The organism is Leifsonia xyli subsp. cynodontis, from assembly GCF_050632205.1.
GTDB lineage: Bacteria > Actinomycetota > Actinomycetes > Actinomycetales > Microbacteriaceae > Leifsonia > Leifsonia xyli_D.
In genome coordinates this window covers 3,602,631-3,619,848 of the sequence record NZ_CP192578.1, presented here as the reverse complement: position 1 = coordinate 3,619,848, position 17,218 = coordinate 3,602,631, and the positions used below count along the sequence as shown (strand labels likewise).

At 65.6% G+C, this 17,218-nt stretch carries 14 protein-coding genes and 5 pseudogenes; 4 read left to right on the top strand and 15 right to left on the bottom strand.

Features of this window, described 5'->3' with window-relative positions:
• Genes ACQ86M_RS18235 through ACQ86M_RS18225 form a run of 3 tightly spaced genes read left to right on the top strand, consistent with a single transcriptional unit; the run spans position 1 to position 2,723 of the window.
• Positions 1-459 (top strand): MaoC family dehydratase, encoded by a 459-nt coding sequence (locus ACQ86M_RS18235; RefSeq protein ID WP_431246468.1) that lies wholly within the window; start codon positions 1-3, stop codon positions 457-459.
• Between the two features lie 40 nt (positions 460-499).
• Positions 500-1,891, top strand: coding sequence for an NAD(P)/FAD-dependent oxidoreductase (locus ACQ86M_RS18230; protein ID WP_431247915.1), 1,392 nt, complete (start codon positions 500-502; stop codon positions 1,889-1,891).
• Positions 1,892-1,934: 43 nt separating this feature from the next.
• Positions 1,935-2,723, top strand: a complete 789-nt coding sequence (locus ACQ86M_RS18225) for a DUF1932 domain-containing protein (protein WP_431246467.1) — start codon at positions 1,935-1,937, stop codon at positions 2,721-2,723.
• 16 nt (positions 2,724-2,739) lie between these two features.
• Here ACQ86M_RS18225 and ACQ86M_RS18220 read toward each other — a convergent pair whose 3' ends face one another.
• From ACQ86M_RS18220 to ACQ86M_RS18165, 12 genes and pseudogenes are all read right to left on the bottom strand, one after another.
• Complete coding sequence (locus ACQ86M_RS18220) at positions 2,740-3,690, bottom strand: Gfo/Idh/MocA family oxidoreductase (RefSeq protein WP_431246466.1); 951 nt, start codon at positions 3,688-3,690, stop codon at positions 2,740-2,742.
• Between the two features lie 43 nt (positions 3,691-3,733).
• Positions 3,734-4,534, bottom strand: a pseudogene (locus tag ACQ86M_RS18215) (class III extradiol dioxygenase subunit beta); the annotation flags it as partial.
• Complete coding sequence (gene ligA, locus ACQ86M_RS18210) at positions 4,534-4,932, bottom strand: protocatechuate 4,5-dioxygenase subunit alpha (protein WP_431246465.1); 399 nt, start codon at positions 4,930-4,932, stop codon at positions 4,534-4,536. The gene ligA and the pseudogene ACQ86M_RS18215, both read right to left, overlap by 1 nt.
• Before the next feature lie 2 nt (positions 4,933-4,934).
• Positions 4,935-5,827: pseudogene (locus ACQ86M_RS18205) on the bottom strand (amidohydrolase family protein).
• Positions 5,824-6,630 (bottom strand): annotated as a pseudogene (locus tag ACQ86M_RS18200) (amidohydrolase family protein); the annotation flags it as partial. The pseudogenes ACQ86M_RS18205 and ACQ86M_RS18200, both read right to left, overlap by 4 nt.
• 213 nt (positions 6,631-6,843) lie before the next feature.
• The gene (locus ACQ86M_RS18195) at positions 6,844-7,947 is read right to left on the bottom strand and encodes a 4-oxalomesaconate tautomerase (protein ID WP_431246464.1); all 1,104 of its coding nucleotides are present in this window, start codon (positions 7,945-7,947) and stop codon (positions 6,844-6,846) included.
• Positions 7,944-8,624 (bottom strand): 4-carboxy-4-hydroxy-2-oxoadipate aldolase/oxaloacetate decarboxylase, encoded by a 681-nt coding sequence (locus ACQ86M_RS18190; protein ID WP_431246463.1) that lies wholly within the window; start codon positions 8,622-8,624, stop codon positions 7,944-7,946. The genes ACQ86M_RS18195 and ACQ86M_RS18190 overlap by 4 nt, the downstream gene beginning before the upstream one ends.
• Before the next feature lie 132 nt (positions 8,625-8,756).
• Complete coding sequence (locus tag ACQ86M_RS18185; RefSeq protein WP_431246462.1) at positions 8,757-9,920, bottom strand: 4-hydroxybenzoate 3-monooxygenase; 1,164 nt, start codon at positions 9,918-9,920, stop codon at positions 8,757-8,759.
• A gap of 120 nt (positions 9,921-10,040) precedes the next feature.
• Positions 10,041-10,382, bottom strand: coding sequence for a cupin domain-containing protein (locus ACQ86M_RS18180; RefSeq protein ID WP_431246461.1), 342 nt, complete (start codon positions 10,380-10,382; stop codon positions 10,041-10,043).
• Positions 10,379-10,693, bottom strand: a complete 315-nt coding sequence (locus ACQ86M_RS18175; RefSeq protein WP_431247914.1) for an amidohydrolase family protein — start codon at positions 10,691-10,693, stop codon at positions 10,379-10,381. Before ACQ86M_RS18175 ends, ACQ86M_RS18180 begins: the two co-directional genes overlap by 4 nt.
• A gap of 71 nt (positions 10,694-10,764) precedes the next feature.
• Positions 10,765-11,460, bottom strand: a pseudogene (locus tag ACQ86M_RS18170) (amidohydrolase family protein); the annotation flags it as partial.
• 20 nt (positions 11,461-11,480) lie between these two features.
• Entirely contained in the window at positions 11,481-12,101 is a 621-nt protein-coding gene (locus ACQ86M_RS18165; protein ID WP_431246460.1) for an amidohydrolase family protein, read from the bottom strand.
• Positions 12,102-12,246: 145 nt separating this feature from the next.
• Here ACQ86M_RS18165 and ACQ86M_RS18160 point away from each other — a divergent pair, with 145 nt between their 5' ends.
• Entirely contained in the window at positions 12,247-13,203 is a 957-nt protein-coding gene (locus tag ACQ86M_RS18160) for a DUF389 domain-containing protein (protein WP_431246459.1), read from the top strand.
• 31 nt (positions 13,204-13,234) lie between these two features.
• On the opposite strand, the gene ACQ86M_RS18155 is transcribed toward ACQ86M_RS18160, so the two are convergent.
• The 3 genes and pseudogenes from ACQ86M_RS18155 to tkt form a co-directional block, all read right to left on the bottom strand.
• Positions 13,235-13,558: a hypothetical protein gene (locus ACQ86M_RS18155; RefSeq protein WP_431246458.1), complete on the bottom strand. Its 324-nt coding sequence runs from the start codon at positions 13,556-13,558 to the stop codon at positions 13,235-13,237.
• A gap of 362 nt (positions 13,559-13,920) precedes the next feature.
• Positions 13,921-15,188: pseudogene (locus tag ACQ86M_RS18150) on the bottom strand (Glu/Leu/Phe/Val family dehydrogenase).
• The gene (gene tkt / locus ACQ86M_RS18145) at positions 15,185-17,218 is read right to left on the bottom strand and encodes a transketolase (protein ID WP_431246457.1); all 2,034 of its coding nucleotides are present in this window, start codon (positions 17,216-17,218) and stop codon (positions 15,185-15,187) included. The pseudogene ACQ86M_RS18150 and the gene tkt overlap by 4 nt, the downstream one beginning before the upstream one ends.

Below are 17,218 nucleotides of genomic sequence, written 5' to 3'. Positions count from 1 at the left end.
ATGTCAGAGAAGACCATCGTCACCTTCGCCGAGCTTCCCGGCCTCGTCGGCACCGCCCTCGGGCCGTCCGATTGGATCGAGGTGAGCCAGTCCCGCATCGACACCTTCGCGGATGCGACCGATGACCACCAGTGGATCCATGTGGACGTCGAGCGGGCGAAGGACGGGCCGTTCGGCGGTCCCATCGCTCACGGATTCCTGACCCTCTCGCTTCTGATCCCGCTCTGGACAGATCTGTTCGATGTCGAGGGCGTATCCGCCAAGGTGAACTACGGTCTCGACCGCGTTCGCTTCACCTCGCCGGTGCGGGCTGGATCCCGCATCCGGCTGGCAGCCACGATCGCCGCGGTGGAGGCCGTCAAGGGCGGCTATCAGCTCGGCGTGTCCTGCACCATCGACATCGAGGGAGCCGGTCGGCCGGCGGTCGTCGCGGACTTCCTCGCCCGTTTCTACGAGTAGGCGCGTCGTGCCTCGCACGCCCCTTGCATACGACACCGACATCCGGTCCGACGGCCGCCTGCTGGATCGCGCCCTTCTGGGCGCCGCTCGCGTCCCCTACTGGCTCGACAGCGCGGCACGTCCGCCCGCCTCCTCCGCGCTCACCGGCGACCTGCAAGCCGACCTCGCAGTCGTGGGCGGAGGGTACTGCGGCCTCTGGACGGCACTGCTCGCGAAGACGGAGGACCCGTCTCGCGAGGTGGTGGTTGTCGAGGCCCAGACCAGTGGATGGGCGGCGAGCGGGCGCAACGGTGGCTTCGTCGAATCAACGCTGACCCACGGGAACGAGAACGGCTACCGCCATTTCCCCGCGGAGATGGAGACGCTCGACCGGCTCGGAACCGAGAACTTCGAGGCCTTCGCGGCCGACCTCCACCGCTTCGGGATCGACGCGGAGTATGAGCGAACCGGCATGCTGACGGTGGCGACCGAGCACTATCAGGTCGATGAGCTCAAGAACGCGGCCGGCTCAGCCGGACGCTTCCTCGACTCCGCCGAACTCGAGAGCTACGTGCGGTCCCCACTATTCCGCGCCGGACTCATGGAGTCGCACGGCGTCGCCCTGGTGAACCCGGCGAAGCTCGTCTGGGGTCTCCGCGCGGCCTGCCTGGACCGCGGCGTCCGGATCTTCGAGAACACCCGCGCGACACGTCTGCGCGACAACGGCCAGCATGTGACGATTGAGACGGCGAACGCGTCGATCACCGCACGTCGAGTGGTGCTGGCGACGAACGGATTCCGTTCCCTGCTCGCCCGAAACCGGCTGCGCACCGTTCCGGTCTATGACTACGCACTGATGACGGAGCCTCTTACCGATCAGCAACTCGCGGAGGTCGGCTGGACTCAGCGGTTCGGGATGACCGACAGCTCCCGGCGCTTCCACTACTACCGCAAGAGCAAGGACAACCGGATCCTATGGGGCGGCTTCGACGCGGTGTATCACCGGGGCGGTCGGATCGAACCGCGGCACGACCATCGAGACGAGACGTATCGGCGGCTCGCCGATCATTTCCTTCGCACGTTCCCGCAGCTCGCCGACATCAGATTCACCCATGCGTGGGGAGGCATGATCGACATGTCGAGCCGCCTGGTCGCCTTCCACGGCACGGCTCTCGGCGGGAAGGTGGCGTACAGCAGCGGGTTCACCGGGCTCGGCGTCGCCGCAACGCGCTTCGCAGCGACCGTCATGCTGGACCTGCTCGCCGGCCGTGACACCGAGCGGACGCGGAGCGCGCTGGTCCGAACAGGTCCATTGCCGATACCGCCGGAACCTCTCGCCACGCCGGCTATCGGGATCATGCAGCACGCGATCGCCCGATCGGAACGCAATCAAGGACGCGAGGGACTGCTCCTGCGCGCCGCGAACGTCCTGGGATTCTCGTTCGATTCCTAGCGCCAGTCTTCCCATTTGACAGTATTACTGTCAAAATTGGGTCATGAAAGACATGGTGAAGGTCGGGGTGATCGGGCTCGGCGAAGCCGGGTCGCTCATCGCCGAGGGCCTCAAGAACGCCGGCGCCGCCGTGATCGGCTTCGATACCAGCCGACCGATCGACAGCACCGTCGTCGTAGCCGCCGACCTCGGTGAAGCCGTCCGGGGTTCCGACGTCGTTCTGTCCATCAATTCCGCCACGGCTGCACGGTCTGTTGCGCGCGAGGCGGCACTGCTCATCGAACCCACTGCTGTCTTCGCCGACCTCAACACGGGAACCCCGGCGCTGAAAGCCTCTCTCGCCGAGCTCTTCGGGCCCGGGATCTTCGCCGACGTGGCGATCATGAAACCTGTCCCCGGTCTGGCCGAGAAGGTGCCGATGGCCGTCGCAGGGCCAGGCGCCCGGCGCTTCCTCGAACTCATGGCGCCTCTGGGCTTGAACCTGGAATACGTCTCGCCCGATCCCGGGGCTGCCGCCGCGCGCAAGCTCTTGCGCAGCATCCTGGCCAAGGGGACGGCCGCCGTCCTCATCGACTACCTCTGGGCCGCCGAAAGGCTCGGCCTGGAGGATTGGGCCTACGAGGAACTCCTGAGCGACTTCGACTCGCACACGGCCGACACCGCGAAGCGGTACCTGGAGGGCACCGCCAAGCATGTCAAGCGCCGCCAGATCGAGATGATGGATGTCACTGAGATGCTGGCCGAGATCGGCTATCAGTCGACGATGGTCGATGGTGTGGCATTGACGTACTCGCGTATCCTGCACAGCACGAGAATCCCTCACAGCCGATGAGGGCGCTCGCGGCGGCTCAGCCCTCCAGCTGGCGTTGCAGTTGGTCGAGCACGAGGTAGCACGGCAGCACCTCACTCACGCTCGCGTTGGGTTCTCTGCCCTCGATGATCGCGCTGACGAACTCCCGATCCTGCAATTCGATGCCGTTCATCGAGACTGCGACTCGGGAAACGTCGATCGGGGACTCTCGGCCATCCACCAGGTCGTCGTAGCGGGCGAGATAGGTTCCGGTGTCCCCGATATAACGGAAAAAGCTCCCGAAGGGGCCGTCGTTGTTGAACGACAGCGAGAGTGTGCAGATCGCCCCGCCTTCGGCCTTGAGCTGGATGGACATGTCCGTGGCGATCCCCAGTTCCGGGTGGATCGGGCCCTGGATCGCGTTGGCTTGGACCACCTTCTGTCCGGTCTGGTACTGGAAGAGGTCGACGGTGTGCGCGGCGTGGTGCCACAAGAGATGATCCGTCCAGGAGCGCGGTTGCCCGAGCGCGTTCGTGTTGGTGCGTCGGAAGAAATAGGTCTGCACATCCAACTGCTGGATCGAGAACGCGCCGTCGACGATCCTCTGGTGCAGGTACTGGTGGGAAGGATTGAACCGCCGAGTGTGGCCGGCCATGGCGATGAGGCCGGTGTCCTGCTGAACGGAGACGATGTCTGTGATCGCGGACAGCGAGTCCCCCATCGGGATCTCGACCATCACGTTCTTGCCCGCGCGCAGCGCTTGTACGGTCTGCGTGTGATGCAACTGGGTCGGCGTGGCCAGGATCACGCCGTCCAGGTCGTCCTGCCGAAGCAGTTCGGCGTAGTCGGCGAACCCGCGCACCGCGCCGACCTCATCGGCGACGGCGTCCGCCTTCTCCTGGGTCGAGTGTGCGACATAGCGAACGGTGGCGTCGGGAATGGCCGCGAGCGCCTCGAGATGCTTGTGCCCGAACGCACCGAGTCCGACGACAGCGAGATTGACCGTCATGACGCCTCCCGGGGGTGAGGATGAGGTGTCCCACCGAGGTGTTGGAGGCGGGGACGTGATTGAAGCGGTAGACCTCGTCGACGGTCTCGCCCAGGGCGCCGCGCATGATGAGCCACATGATGAGCTCGACCCCCTCGGAGCCCGCCTCCCGCATGTACTCGAGGTGCGGCTTGAACTGCAGCACCTCAGGGTCGGAGATGAGGTCGTCCATGAATCGGGTATCCCATGGAAGGTTGATCAGCCCCGCACGTGCCCCCTGGATCTGATGGCTCATGCCGCCGGTCCCCCAGACCTGAACATCCAGGTCGTCATCGAACTGCTCGACTGCAGCCCGAATGGCCTTACCGAGGGAGAGACATCTTTCGCCGCTGGGCTGCGGGTACATGACCACGTTGACCGGTAGCGGGATGACCTTGGCGGGCCACCTGTCCGGCGTGCCGAACATCAAGGACATGGGTACCGTGAGGCCGTGGTCGACCTCGAGCACGTTCAGCACGGTGAGGTCGAAGTCGTCGAGGATGAGGGAGGCGGCCAGGTGCGTCGCAAGATCGGGTGCACCCTCGACGACCGGCACCGGACGGGGGCCGTACCCCTCGTCGCAGATCGCGAACGAGTCGGCGATTCCCATCGCGAAGGTCGGCATGATGTCCATGCCGAAGTAGGACGCGTGATCGTTGTAGACGATGATCGCGACGTCGGGCGTGTTCTCCCGCATCCAGTTCCTGCTGAAGTCGTAACCGTCGAACATGGGCTTCCAGTAGGGCTCCTGCGTGCGACCCATGTCGATCGCCGCCCCGACGGCAGGGACATGGCTCGTGGCGATCCCAGCGGTGATTCTTGCCATCAGGCCTCTCCCCTCTCGGCCTTGGAGCGCCAGCCTTCGATGTTGCGGCCGCCCGCGATCATCATCGCCTGATACTGCTCGACGGTCATGTCGGTCATGGTGCTCACCGCCTGCACGTAGGAGAGCCCATCGGAGGCGAAGATCTTCGACAGGAAGTACACATTGCCGCCGCCATCGAGCATCTTCTGGAAATGCCGATCGAGGACAGCCTGCTTCTGCTCCTCCGTCATGTCCCATTCGTCGAGGTAGGCACGCTCGTCCGAGTGGAACCTCCGGCGGTTGGACTCCGAGCGCAGGCTCATGCAGAACTGGTTCAACTCGAAGCCTTCGCGCGCCTTCTGGAGGGTGAAGATCGTCGTCCCGGGGAGGTCGTCGAACTGCTGGAAATTCGGTTTCATGCTCAGCTCCAATACAGCCGTGTGGGATTTGCGACGAGCAGCCGCTCCCGCGCGGCCGGCGTCGTCGCGATCGAGGGGAGGTAGTCGACGAGCACCCCGTCGTCGGGCATCTCCTTCTTCATATTCGGATGCGGCCAATCGGTGCCCCAGAGGACCCGGTCGGGGAACTCCTCGACCAGAGCCCGCGCGAACGGCACCACGTCCGCATACGCCGGCGATCCGGAGATCGAGAGCCGATCGGGGCAGCTGACCTTGGAGATGACCTCCGGGTTCTCCCGCATGAAGCGTTGGAACAGCGCGAACTGCGGGTTCTCCACTGGGCGGGAGACGTCAGGCCGGCCCATGTGGTCCACGACGATGGGCACGCCGAGACTGGTGAAGAATTCCCATCGCTCCTCGAGGTCGGCCGGCTCGAAGTAGAGGACGACATGCCAGCCGAGGGGGCGATCTTCTCGATGATGGACCGGTAGTACGCATCCGGCTTGGGGTCGACCAGACGGCGGACGTAGTTGAAGCGCACCGCGCGGACGCCGAGCTCGTTCATGCGCTCGAGTTCGTTGGTCGAGACGTCCGGGCGCACGGTCACAACCCCTCGTGCGCGGTCGTCGGCGTGTTCGAGCACGTCCAGCAGCGCGGAGTTGTCGGCGCCGTGGCAGGTCGCCTGCACGACGACATTTCTGCTGAAGCCGAGGAAGTCGCGCAAGGCGAACAGGTCCTCTTTGCCGGCATCGCACGGGGTGTACTTGCGTTCGGGCGCGAACGGGAACACCGCGCCGGGCCCGAAGACGTGGCAGTGCGCATCCACCGCCCCGGCCGGCAGCCGGAACGTAGGAGGACTCGGATCCCGGTCCCAGTCCAGCCAGTCCGGGTCCTTCACGAAGGCCGGAGCGTTCATCGCGTGACCTCTGTCAGGTTCTTGGCCAGCCGGGGGTACACCGCAAGCGCGTTGTTCTCGAAGATGTTGTTGCGCTCGCGTTCGGTCAACTCCGCCGCGTCGACGTACCGCTTCGTGTCGTCGAAGAAGTTCCCCGTGGTGGGGTCGATGCCTCGGACAGCGCCGATCATCTCCGACCCGAACAGGATGTTCTTGTTCTCGATGACCTCCAACAGCAGGTCGATCCCCGGCTGGTGGTAGACGCAGGTGTCGAAGAACACGTTGTTCATCAGGTGGGAATCGAGCGGCGGCTTGTTCAGCATGTCCGCCAGACCCCGGTAGCGTCCCCAGTGATACGGGACGGCGCCGCCTCCGTGGGGGATGATCAGGCGCAGCGAGGGGAAGTCGGCGAACAGGTCACCCTGCAGGAGCTGCATGAACGCAGTAGTGTCCGCATTCATGTAATGGGCGCCGGTCGCGTGGAAGTTCGGGTTGCACGAGGCGGACACGTGCACCATGGCCGGCACGTCCAACTCGACCATCTTCTCGTAGAGCGGATACCAGAAACGGTCCGTGAGCGGCGCACTGGTCCACCTGCCGCCGCCCGGGTCGGGATTCAGGTTGATCCCGACGAATCCGAGCTCGCTCACGACCCGCTCGAGCTCGCGGATGGAGGCTCCCAGACCGGCACCCGGCGACTGGGGCAGCTGTCCGACGCCGGCGAATGTGCCGGGGAACAGGTCGACAACGCGCTTGATCAGGTCGTTGCACGCCACCGTCCATTCGATACTCGTGGTCTCGTCGCCCTCATGGTGTCCCATTGCGGAAGCCCGGGGGAGAAGATCGTCAGATCGCTGCCGCGCTCGCGGATCAGCTTGAGCTGGTTCTGCACGATCGAGTCGACGATCAGCTCGTCAGGGATCTCCGGGTACGGTGGGCTCTGTTCCCCTCGTTCGAAGGCAGCGAGTTGATCCGCACGCCACCGCGTGTGCGGCTCCGGTGCAGTGGTGTAGTGCCCGTGGCAATCGATGATCATGTCAGGCCTTTCCGGCATCCGCGAGTACATGGACCTGCCCGGTCATCAGGAGCCGGGCCGTACGTAGGAGAGCCGACCGGGTGACAGTGATCTGGTCTCCCGTGGCGTCGACGGCCATCTGCACCGAGAAGAAGCCGGAGGGATGCTCGACCTCGACGGTCAGCTCCCGGCTTCCCGTCGGCGGCTGCGCGATCTCGGAGGCGACGCTGCCCGGGATCATGCAGGCAGTGGCGACCGAGACTGCGCCCAGCACGCCGATCGCCTCGTGCACCCGGTGCGGGATGAAAGTCCGCGTCGAGATGAGGCCGCCCGACCTGGCCGGTGCGAGCAGGCTGACCTTCGGCACGGTATTGTCGGTAACATCCCCGAGGTTCATCAGGCGCCCGGCGGTCAGACGGATCCTCTCGATCTGCGCGCGCAGTGCGTCGTTGGCCTCCAGCTCGGCCGGCGACTCATATCCGGTCACGCCGAGCTCGGATGCGGCCACGCAGACGACGGGCATCCCGTTGTCGATCAGAGTCGCTGAAATCCCGTCGACAAGATCGACCACGTCGACCGCGTTTCCCGTGGGGAGAAGAGCCCCGGTGCTCGACCCTGCGATGTCCTCGAAGTCGATCATGATCGGAGCGTGGGTGCCTGGAACCCCGTCGATACGCGCATCGCCCGCGTACTCGACGACTCCGTGCGGCGTCTGCACCAGTGCGGTCGCCACCGAGGAGGTGTTCACCATGAAGATCGAGACGGGCGTCTCGCCGTTGCGTGGCTCGACGAGTCCGCGTTCGATGGCGAATGGGCCGACACCGGCGAGGATGTTTCCGCAGTTCTGCTGGTCGCTGACCTCGGCCCGGTCCGGCCAGACCTGAAGGAACAGGTAATCCACATCGATGCCGGGCCGCGCCGATCGTGAGATGACCGCAACCTTCGAGGTCAACGGGTGCCCCCCGCCCATGCCGTCGATCTCACGTGGGTCCGGGGATCCCAGTGCCGCCAAGAGGAAGCGGTCTCGCACCTCCCGATCGGCGGGGAGGTCGTCTTCCAGAAAGTAGAGACCTTTCGAGGTGCCCCCGCGCATCACCGCGCAGGAAACGGATGTCGGGAGGATCATTCGGCCCAGTCCTCGTAGACCAGTCCCTTGTGCGCGAGCGCCTCTCGCATCCCGTAGATGTCCAGCCCCAGTTCGCCGGCCTTGAGCCGCTCCCGTTTTGCCACCTCGTTCGCTTCACGCTGCAGCGCCTTCTCGAGGACCGACTCGGCGCGCTCACGCTCGACGACGCAGACACCGTCGATGTCGGCCACGATGACGTCGCCCGGCCGAACGCGCTGACCCGCCATCAGGATGGGAGTCTGAACGTTCCCGGGCGTCTCTTTGACAGTCCCCTGGGAACTGATGACTTTCGACCACACCGGGAAGCCGATCTCGGTCAAGGTGGCCACATCGCGGACACCGGCATCGATGACGAGTCCGCGCACGCCGTGGGCCATCAGGCTTTGGGCGAGCAGGTCGCCCAGGTAACCGTCATCGCACGGGCTGGTCGGGGTGACCACCAGGATGTCGCCGGGCCGAGCCTGCTCCACCGCGACATGGATCGACCAGTTGTCACCGGGGGCCACCTCGCAGGTGAGCGCCGTACCCGCGATCTGCGCCGGAAAAATGGGACGCAGCCGGGAGTCGAGGAGACCGACGCGCCCCTGTGCCTCATGAACGGTCGCCACTCCCAGTCGGGCGAGACCATCCACGATGTCGATCGGTGCGCGGGGTGTGCCGCGGACTACGCGCGCCATGAAATCCTCCCAATGCTTCGTTGCCTACCCGTGAGATAACCCGATGATGGGCGCGACCGTCCAACGCGGATTCCGCGCAGCGGAACGTCGCGCCAACCCCTGCCACTCGGCCGCAACCGCGCTCGTCGAGGCTTAGAACGGAAGGCCCGCGTACTGCTCGGCGAGGGCCGCCTGAGCGTGACGCGATCCTGTGGTGTACTCGAGCCGACCCACTTGGCTCTGGTAGCTGAACCCCTTTGCCGACTGATCCGCCGAGTCGCTCTGAACATGGAGCAGCTCCGTCATCGACTGCGAGAACTGCTGCACCTTCCACTGACGAGCAAGCGCGGAGGAACTGTAGCGCCTCAAGAGCGCGTCGTCACCGCGGAAGTGCGTGGACAGGGAGCGACCGAGAAGCGCCACATCGGCGATGGCAGAATTGAGGCCTTTGGCTCCGGTCGGCGGAACGATGTGGCCGGCGTCCCCCACCAGAAGCAGTCGTCCGTGCTCGAGCGTGGATGCGACGTAGCTGCGCATAGGAGTGATCGATTTCTCGGTGATCGCCCCCTCATGAAGCGTCCAGCCCGGAATCCCCAGCCGGGTCTGCAGTGCCTCCCAGATACGATCGTCCGGCCAGTTCTCGACCGATTCATCGGGGTCGACCTGCAGGTAAAGCCGCGACACCGCCAAGGATCGCATCGAGTGCATGGCGAATCCCTCGGGGTGGAGACCGTAGATCAGATCGTCGGTGGACGGCGGCACGTCGGCGAGAATGCCGAGCCAGGCGTACTGATAGGTGCGTTCCAGCGCCCGGATACCGGGAATGCTCGGGCGGCACACACCGTGATACCCGTCCGCGCCGACGACAACATCGCAGTCGATTCGCTCGCCGTCATCGGTTGTCACATAAGGCGCATCGGTATCGACTCCGTGCGGAGCGACCCCCGTGACGTTGAACTGGATGTCCGAACCCAGCCTGTCGTGCTCGGCAAGCAGGTGGCGCACAAGCGCCTGCTGGCCGTAGACGGTGACGGTCCGCCCGACCAGGTCGACGAAGTCGAGATGATGACGCTGCCCCTCCCACTGCAAGTAGATGCCGTGGTGGGTCAGCCCGTTGTCTCTCAGGTCTCCGTCGAGACCCAGTTCGCGCAAGATGTCGACGGAACCCTGTTCAAGCACCCCTGCGCGCACGCGGCCCAGAACGTATTCGCGGCTCTTCTGCTCCAGGATGACGAACCCAATGCCCGCTCGTCGCAGGATGTGACCGAGCAGGAGCCCTGCGGGCCCGGCCCCGATGATGACGACCTGGGTTCGCATATTCCGCCTTTCGCGTCGCTGGGAAGGATCGTCCCCATCCTGGGTGAACCCGCCGGCGCGCGGGGGCGGGGATTCCGCCGGGCGGAACGCGTCGCCCCGGCTTCGCGATATCCGCGATCCTCAGCCGAGGAAGTAGACCTTTCGGAGGGTCTCGGTCACGGTCCACACCGAGTGCTCCCCGGCGCGGAGGCGGACGATGTCGCCTGGGCCGACGGTGATCGATTCGGCGAGCGCCGGGAAGTCGATGCGCGCCGCGCCGGAGAGAACGACGAAGACCTCGTCCGCCTCCACATCCGTGGAGACCCCCTCACTGATCTCCCACAACCCGTATTCGACGCCTGCGACGTCCCCCAGCTCGAGTGCTCCCGTCGTCTGCGCGTCCGAGAGAAGTTGCTCGGCCGGAACGGGCTGATGGTCGATGGGTGCGGCGCTCGATGTGCATCTCCGCTGGAATCCGCTCATGGCAGTACCGTGGCCTTCCCATGCGCCGATGCGGGAGTGGCCCCAGGGATCGACCCGGCGACCATGGCTCCCTCGAAGAAGACGGCCTGCACGGGGATGTCCGCGACCGAGCTCGCGCCAGCCCGAACCGGGTCTCCTCCAAGGACGACGAGATTGGCCAGCTTGCCGACCTCGAGTGAGCCGACCTTGTCGTCGATGCGGAGCTGGCGGGCAGCATCGATCGTGTAACCCTTGAGCAGCAGATCGATCGGGAGACGCGCTGACGCGGGGGTCTGACGCCTCCGGGGAACCGTACGGAATCCAGTGGGTATTCAGGGTCCACCCGGGTGGCTGCAACTTGCATTCCGAACAGGGGAGCTGCACGATGCAGTTCGTACTGCGTGACCACATCGCTGCCGAAAGTGATGGTCGCGCCGGCGTCGGCCATCTCGTTGAACCGGTACATGCGGTTCCAACGGCTGTCGCCAAGGTAGGTGCGCGCCTCCTCACCGAAATAGGCACCCGACCAGTGAGGGGTCCAGTTGACGATGATTCCCAGCTCATGCGGTCGCGTCATGTCCGCCGGACTCACGAGCTCGCAGTGCGCGAGCGTGACCTGCATGTTCCACGACTCCGCCTTCGCGGCACAGGAGGCACGGGCGCTTTCCACTGCGTCGCACGCGCCCCTGAAGGCACCGTCCCCGACCAGATGGATATGGACGTCGACGTCACTGCGATTGCAGACTGTCAGGCAAGAGGCGAGTTCCTCACTCCCCATACTGGTTTCGCCGGCCGGTTGCCGCCCGGCGTTCGACAGCGGTTCCAGCAGGGCGCTGTTGCCGAGTTCGTTCGTACCGTCCAGGAAGAGCTTCAACGTCCGGACACGGATACGCTCACCCCCGTAGCGGGACTGCAGTTCGTTCAGTCGGGCGATCGCGTCCGGCAGGTCCGAAGCGTCACGAAACCGGATCGCACCTTCGTAGAAGAAGGGAAACTCGCCACGTCGTTCGAGTTCCGACATCGAGGCGAGCACCTGCTCATCCTCGATCCACGCCTCGAAGAGCGACGTGACGCCACTCTCCGTCAGCGCGCGCAGCACAGGGGCGATCAGTTCCGGCGTCAGGTCCTCCGGGGGCGCCAGCCGAGCTTGTCAAACATCCCGTCGAGGAAGTGTAGATGCGCGAACTCCCGTATCAACCCCGTCGGTTGCCCGGTCGCGTCGCGGACGAAGAGCTCCAGCCCCGGGACAGGGTCCGGAGTGTCCTTCCCGACCTCCATGAGTTCCAGCATGGCGGTGTTCACCCAGTGCTCGTGCTCGCTGAAATTCTGACAGAGCACGGGGCGGTCCGACACAGCCGTATCGAGCAATTCCTTGGTCGGCTCAGCGTCGACGAATGCAGCGCCGGGATAGTACTCGAAGTAGAGAAAAGGCGCTTCCTCCCTGGGGTGATTGCGACCGTACTCGCGCATGAACGCGAGCAGCTCCTCCACGTCGTCGGTCCACGGCAAGGCCACATGCCACGAACTCTTGGCCACCATGCTCGGGTGCGTGTGCGCGTCGATAAAACCCGGCACGACGGTGCGGCCACCGAGGTCGATGATCTCAGCAGACTGTGCAGACCGCAGATCGGCGCCGGACCCGACGAACGCGATGTGTCCGTCCCGGATCACCACGGTGTCCGCCACCGGGTGTGCTGGGACGGACGTGCGCACATTCGCATTGGTGAGAATCACATTCACGCTGCCTCCCTTCCTGAGCCACAATCCTCGATGAACTCCTGGCACTGCGGGTCGCGCCGTGCGACGGAGCGGAACGGTGCGACCGCGTTCACCGACACGCCCCCGATAGCCAGTCGCGGGGCACGATTGCGGCGACACTGGCGACGTGCAGCATCTGCGAATCATCGCCCCCGCCGACCTCGTCGACCGGGTGCTCGCCGTGCTCGAGGGCAGCGTTGCGACGACCAACATCGTTCGCATCCCGAGAGCCGCTACCCGACCTCCCGGCGACCTGGTGCTCTGCGATGTCGCCCGCGAAGGGGTGAACACGCTTCTCGACCATCTTCAGCAACTCGGGGTGCACCACGCGGGCTCCATCTCCGTCGACGACATCGGCATCGAGATCTCGGATGCGGCGAAGCGCGCAAGCCGCGCCGCCCCCGGCCATGCCGCCGACGCGGTGGTGTGGCAGGAGATCGAGCAGCGCACCCATGATGAGACCAGCCTCTCCCCCACCTTCCTGACGTTCATGTCCGTCGCCACCATGATCGCTGCGATCGGTGTGGTCTTCGACGAACCCATCCTCATCGTCGGTGCGATGGTCGTCGGCCCGGACTTCGGGCCGCTCGCTGCGCTCTCCGTGGGTCTCGTACGGTGGCGGCGTCGGATGATCGCTCAATCCGTTCTCGCACTCGGCGTAGGGTTCGCCGTCGCGATCGTGATAACCATCCTGTTCACCCTGCTCCTCACCGTGCTCCACCTGATGTCGCCCGCCGACCTGCTGCACTCCCGGCCCCTGACCGATTTCATCTGGAGACCGAACGTGCTCAGCTGGGTGATCGGCTTCCTCGCCGGCATCGCCGGCCTGCTGTCTCTGTCGACGGCGAAGTCGGGTGCACTCATCGGTGTGCTGATCTCGGTGACGACGATTCCGGCCGCCGCGAACGCCGCCGTCGCCCTCGCGTACGGGGACTCCGAGCAGTCCGTCGGCGCCCTCGTCCAGTTGGTCGTCAACCTCGCCGCGATCACGCTCGGCGGGGTGTCGACCCTGATCGTGCAGCGCCTGAACCAGCGACGGAGCGCAGCGCACACGAGTGGGGGCCAGCAGCACGGCACGGCCTGATCCCGGAACCCGCTCCAGGGCATTCCCCGAATCAGCGCTGGTGGGTTCCCGCCGCCTCGGCCTGTTCTGCCGCGCGCGGCCGCCCCAGGGTCGTCGGCGGCACGACGATCACCTCGATGCCCCCTCCCCGGAACTCGGCGAGCACCTCCTCGTCGACAGTCCAGTCCGTGACCACCGCCCAGTCGGCGACGTCGAGACGGGCCGAGTACTTGTACGCACGCTTGCCCAGCTTGCTGGCGTGGACGAGCACGTAGGCCTTCTTCGCGCTGCGCGCCATGAGCCCCTTGAGCCGGGTCTGCTCCAGGTCGGCCTCGACGATCTCCCCGCCCGTGGATGTGGAAGCCGAATCCGTCACCTAGATCAGCACACGCGATCGCAGGCTGCATCGCCCGCACGAAACACGACCCTCCGCACGACGGCCGCGTCCCTTCGATCAACGACCGAGACCTCGTGGCTATCGCTTGCGTGAAAGCGCTCCGACCGCGAAGCTCACCAGCGGCCAGACAAGCGCCGCCGTCCCCGTCACCAGCGCCGTCACGTCAGCGATGAAGAGCTCGACCGATGGATGCAGAACGGCGACACGATGAGCAACCGCAGTCTGCTCCTCCGCAGCCCATGCAACGAAGCCGCATACCAGCACTAGTGCACCAGCACCGACAATCTGAAACCATCGTGAATCGGAAATCGGTTCCCTGCCGGTCCCTTCACTTGAATCCGTCACGGGTAGAGCCCGCGTGCTCGATGCGCCTCGGCGACTCGGTCAACAGCGATCGCGGTGGCGGCCCGTCTCAGGTCCATCTGATTCGACGTGGAGTACCGCGACACGAGATCCCAGGTGTGAACCATTCGATCCCTAAGCCGGCGCTGGACCAGCGACTCCCCCAGGGATAGCCCTGAAATGCTTGGGCCCATTCGAAGTACGAGACTAGGACGCCGCCGGCGTTCGCGAGGATATCCGGGACGACGAGTACTCCATTGGATCGTAGGAGTTCGTCCGCTTCGGGGGTTGTGGGCCCGTTGGCTCCCTCTACGACGATTCGCGCCACGACCTTGTCTGCGTTTGTCCGCGAGAGGACCCCTTCGACTGCGGCAGGGACAAGAAGATCGACGGTGAGCAGCAGCAGTTCTTCGCCGCCAATGGGCGACGTCTCAGGCGCGCCCACCACTGAGCCCGTGTGGCCATAGTGGGCTGCCAGCCGGTCGACGTCGATTCCGTGATCGTTGTAAGCGGCTCCGTATTGGTCGGAAACGGCGACTACCTTGACACCTGCTTCTGCGAGGTAGCCGACCACTCCTGCGCCGACCTTGCCGTACCCCTGCACAGCAGCCGTGGCAGTGACGGGGTCGATTGCACGTGTCTTCAGCGCCTCCAGCGCAATATGCACGACCCCTTTGGACGTGGCGCCGGCGCGCCCGAGCGAGCCTCCTAGACTCAGCGGTTTGCCCGTGACGACACCGGGGATGGTGTGGCCCTTGTTGACCGAGTAGGTATCCATCATCCAGGCCATGGTCTGCTCGTTCGTGCCGATGTCCGGTGCGGGAATGTCCTGCTCAGGGCCGATTAGCGGGCTGATTTCGCTGGTGTAGCGGCGAGTGAGGCGTTCCAGCTCGCGCGCGCTGTACGCGCGGGGGTCGATCGCTATGCCGCCTTTCCCACCGCCGTAAGGAACGTCGAGCAGTGCGCACTTCCAGGTCATCCACATGGCCAGCGCTCGCACCTCGTCGAGCGTCACCGAGGGGTGGTACCGGAGACCGCCTTTCGCGGGACCACGAGAGAGGTTGTGCTGAACCCGGTAGCCGGTGAAGACCTCGAGGGTGTCGTCGTCGCGCCGCAGAGGGACGCTGACGAGGAGCTCGCGCCTCGCCTTGCCGAGCATTTCGGTAGTTCCCTCGTCGAAGCCGAGGAAGGCGGCAGCTTCACGAAGTTGCAGCCGCGCCGCGTCAAGGGCCGACGGCTCGATTGCGGTGAGTACGTCGAGAGTCATTCCCGCTCCTCGGATCGTGCGCCCACGATCTGCCGTTTGGCTTCGCGGACGATGTTCTCTGTGGTGAACCCAAAGTGGCGCTGCACGTCTGCCGCGGGGGCGGAGCGGCCGAACGAGCGCATCGCGATGACCGACCCGCTCGTCCCCGCGTAGCGTTCCCACCCAAAGGCGGCCGCCTGCTCCACAACCACCCGGGCCGTGATGTCGGGTGGGAGCACCTCGGCGCGATACCCCGCGCTCTGACGTTCGAACAGCTCCCACGACGGCATGGAGACCACGCGGGCGTTCACGCCCTCTCGGGACAGCTCCTCCCAGGCGTCGAGCGCTCGGCTCACCTCGGACCCGGTCGCGATGATGATCACGTCCGGATGGACGGAGCCCTCGTTCTCGGCGAGGATGTACGCGCCCCTGGCGAGCCCCGAAGCGGGCGCGAACCGGTGCCGGTCGATGACGGGCAGGTCTTGCTTCGAGAGCACCAGAGCGACGGAGGAGCGATCGATGCCGACGATGGTTCGCCACGCCTCAGCGACTTCGTTTGCGTCGGCCGGACGGATGTCGATCAGGTTGGGCATCGCCCGGAGAGATGCGAGCTGCTCGACCGGCTGGTGGGTCGGACCGTCCTCGCCCATCCCGATCGAGTCGTGAGTCAGGATGTGCACGACGGGGAGTTCCATCAATGCGCCCAGTCGGATCGGTCCGCGCTGGAAGTCGGAGAATACGAGGAAGCCGGCCTGGAAGGGTCGCAGCCCGCTCAGGGCCAGACCGTTCGCAATCGCTGCCGCCGCTGACTCGCGGACACCGAAATGGAGGTTGCGGCCTCCGCGCTCGCTCGCGCTGAAATGGCCGGCGTAGCCGGTCAGAAGGGTCTTCGTGGAAGGCGCGAGGTCCGACGCCCCGCCGATCAGCCAGGGGACGGCACGGGCAACGGCATTGAGGACCTCGGCGTTCGCCGCCCGTGCAGCCAGAGGGCCGTCTTCTGCCTCCCACGACGGAAGGTCCCGGTCCCAATCGGCCGGCAGCGCCTTGTCCTGGAAGCGAATGAATTCCTCTGCGAGCGCCGGATACTCCTCGCGATACCGCGTGAACAGTTCCGCCCAGCTTCGGTGCGCGCGACGACCGCGGTGAGCGATCCCCTTGTCGAAGGCCTCGTACGCTTCCGGCGGTACGAGGAAGTCCCCGTCCTCGGGCCATCCGTAATGGCGCTTCGCAGCACGCGCCTCGTCCTCGCCGAGCGGTTCGCTATGCGCCGCGGCGGTGCCCTGCTTCGTCGGCGCCCCGTATCCGATGACGCTGTGCACGACGATCAGGGTGGGACGGGAGTTCTCCCGGAAGCGATCGAGCGCGCGGGCGAGGGACTCACGGTCGTTCGCATCCGCGACGAACTCGACGATCCAGCCGTAGGCGCGGAACCGTGCGGCCACGTCTTCGGTGAACGCCAGCTCGGTGTCCCCCTCGATGGTGACCTGGTTGCTGTCGTAGATCCAGCACAGGTTGTCCAGCCGGAGATGCCCGGCAAGGGCTGCCGCCTCCTGGCCGATTCCCTCCATCAGATCGCCGTCGCCGGCGATGGAGTACACGTTGTAGTCGAACAGGGTGTAGCCCGGCCGGTTGAAGCGGTCTGCCTGCCACTTGCCGGCGATCGCCATGCCGACGCTCGTCGCGATTCCCGTGCCCAGCGGCCCGGTCGTGACCTCGATGGCGCTGTCCAGCTCGTGTTCAGGGTGGCCGGCACACCGGCTGCCGAGCTGGCGGAAGTTCTTGATGTCGTCGAGTTCGACAGCCAACCGGTGGCCGTCCGCGTCCTTCACTCGGGCGAGATGCAGGAGAGAATACAGCAGCATCGAAGCGTGACCGGCGGAGAGGACGAATCTGTCGCGGTTGACCCAGGTGGGCGCCTCGACGTCGTAGTTCATCGCCTTGTTCCAGAGGGTGAAGCCCACGGGCGCCAGAGCCATCGCCGCACCAGGGTGACCGGAGCGAGCGCGGGCGATCGCGTCGATCGTCAGCGTTCTGATCGCGTTGACGGCCAT

Excerpts from the sequence above, each read along its gene's own strand:
- ACQ86M_RS18235 (WP_431246468.1), top strand. The coding sequence starts at position 1 with ATGTCAGAGAAGACCATCGTCACCTTCGCCGAGCTTCCCGGCCTCGTC.
- ACQ86M_RS18225 (WP_431246467.1), top strand. The coding sequence starts at position 1,935 with ATGAAAGACATGGTGAAGGTCGGGGTGATCGGGCTCGGCGAAGCCGGG.
- ACQ86M_RS18220 (WP_431246466.1), bottom strand. The coding sequence starts at position 3,690 with ATGACGGTCAATCTCGCTGTCGTCGGACTCGGTGCGTTCGGGCACAAG.
- ligA (WP_431246465.1), bottom strand. The coding sequence starts at position 4,932 with ATGAAACCGAATTTCCAGCAGTTCGACGACCTCCCCGGGACGACGATC.
- ACQ86M_RS18195 (WP_431246464.1), bottom strand. The coding sequence starts at position 7,947 with ATGATCCTCCCGACATCCGTTTCCTGCGCGGTGATGCGCGGGGGCACC.
- ACQ86M_RS18190 (WP_431246463.1), bottom strand. The coding sequence starts at position 8,624 with ATGGCGCGCGTAGTCCGCGGCACACCCCGCGCACCGATCGACATCGTG.
- ACQ86M_RS18185 (WP_431246462.1), bottom strand. The coding sequence starts at position 9,920 with ATGCGAACCCAGGTCGTCATCATCGGGGCCGGGCCCGCAGGGCTCCTG.
- ACQ86M_RS18180 (WP_431246461.1), bottom strand. The coding sequence starts at position 10,382 with ATGAGCGGATTCCAGCGGAGATGCACATCGAGCGCCGCACCCATCGAC.
- tkt (WP_431246457.1), bottom strand. The coding sequence starts at position 17,218 with ATGGCCGTCAACGCGATCAGAACGCTGACGATCGACGCGATCGCCCGC.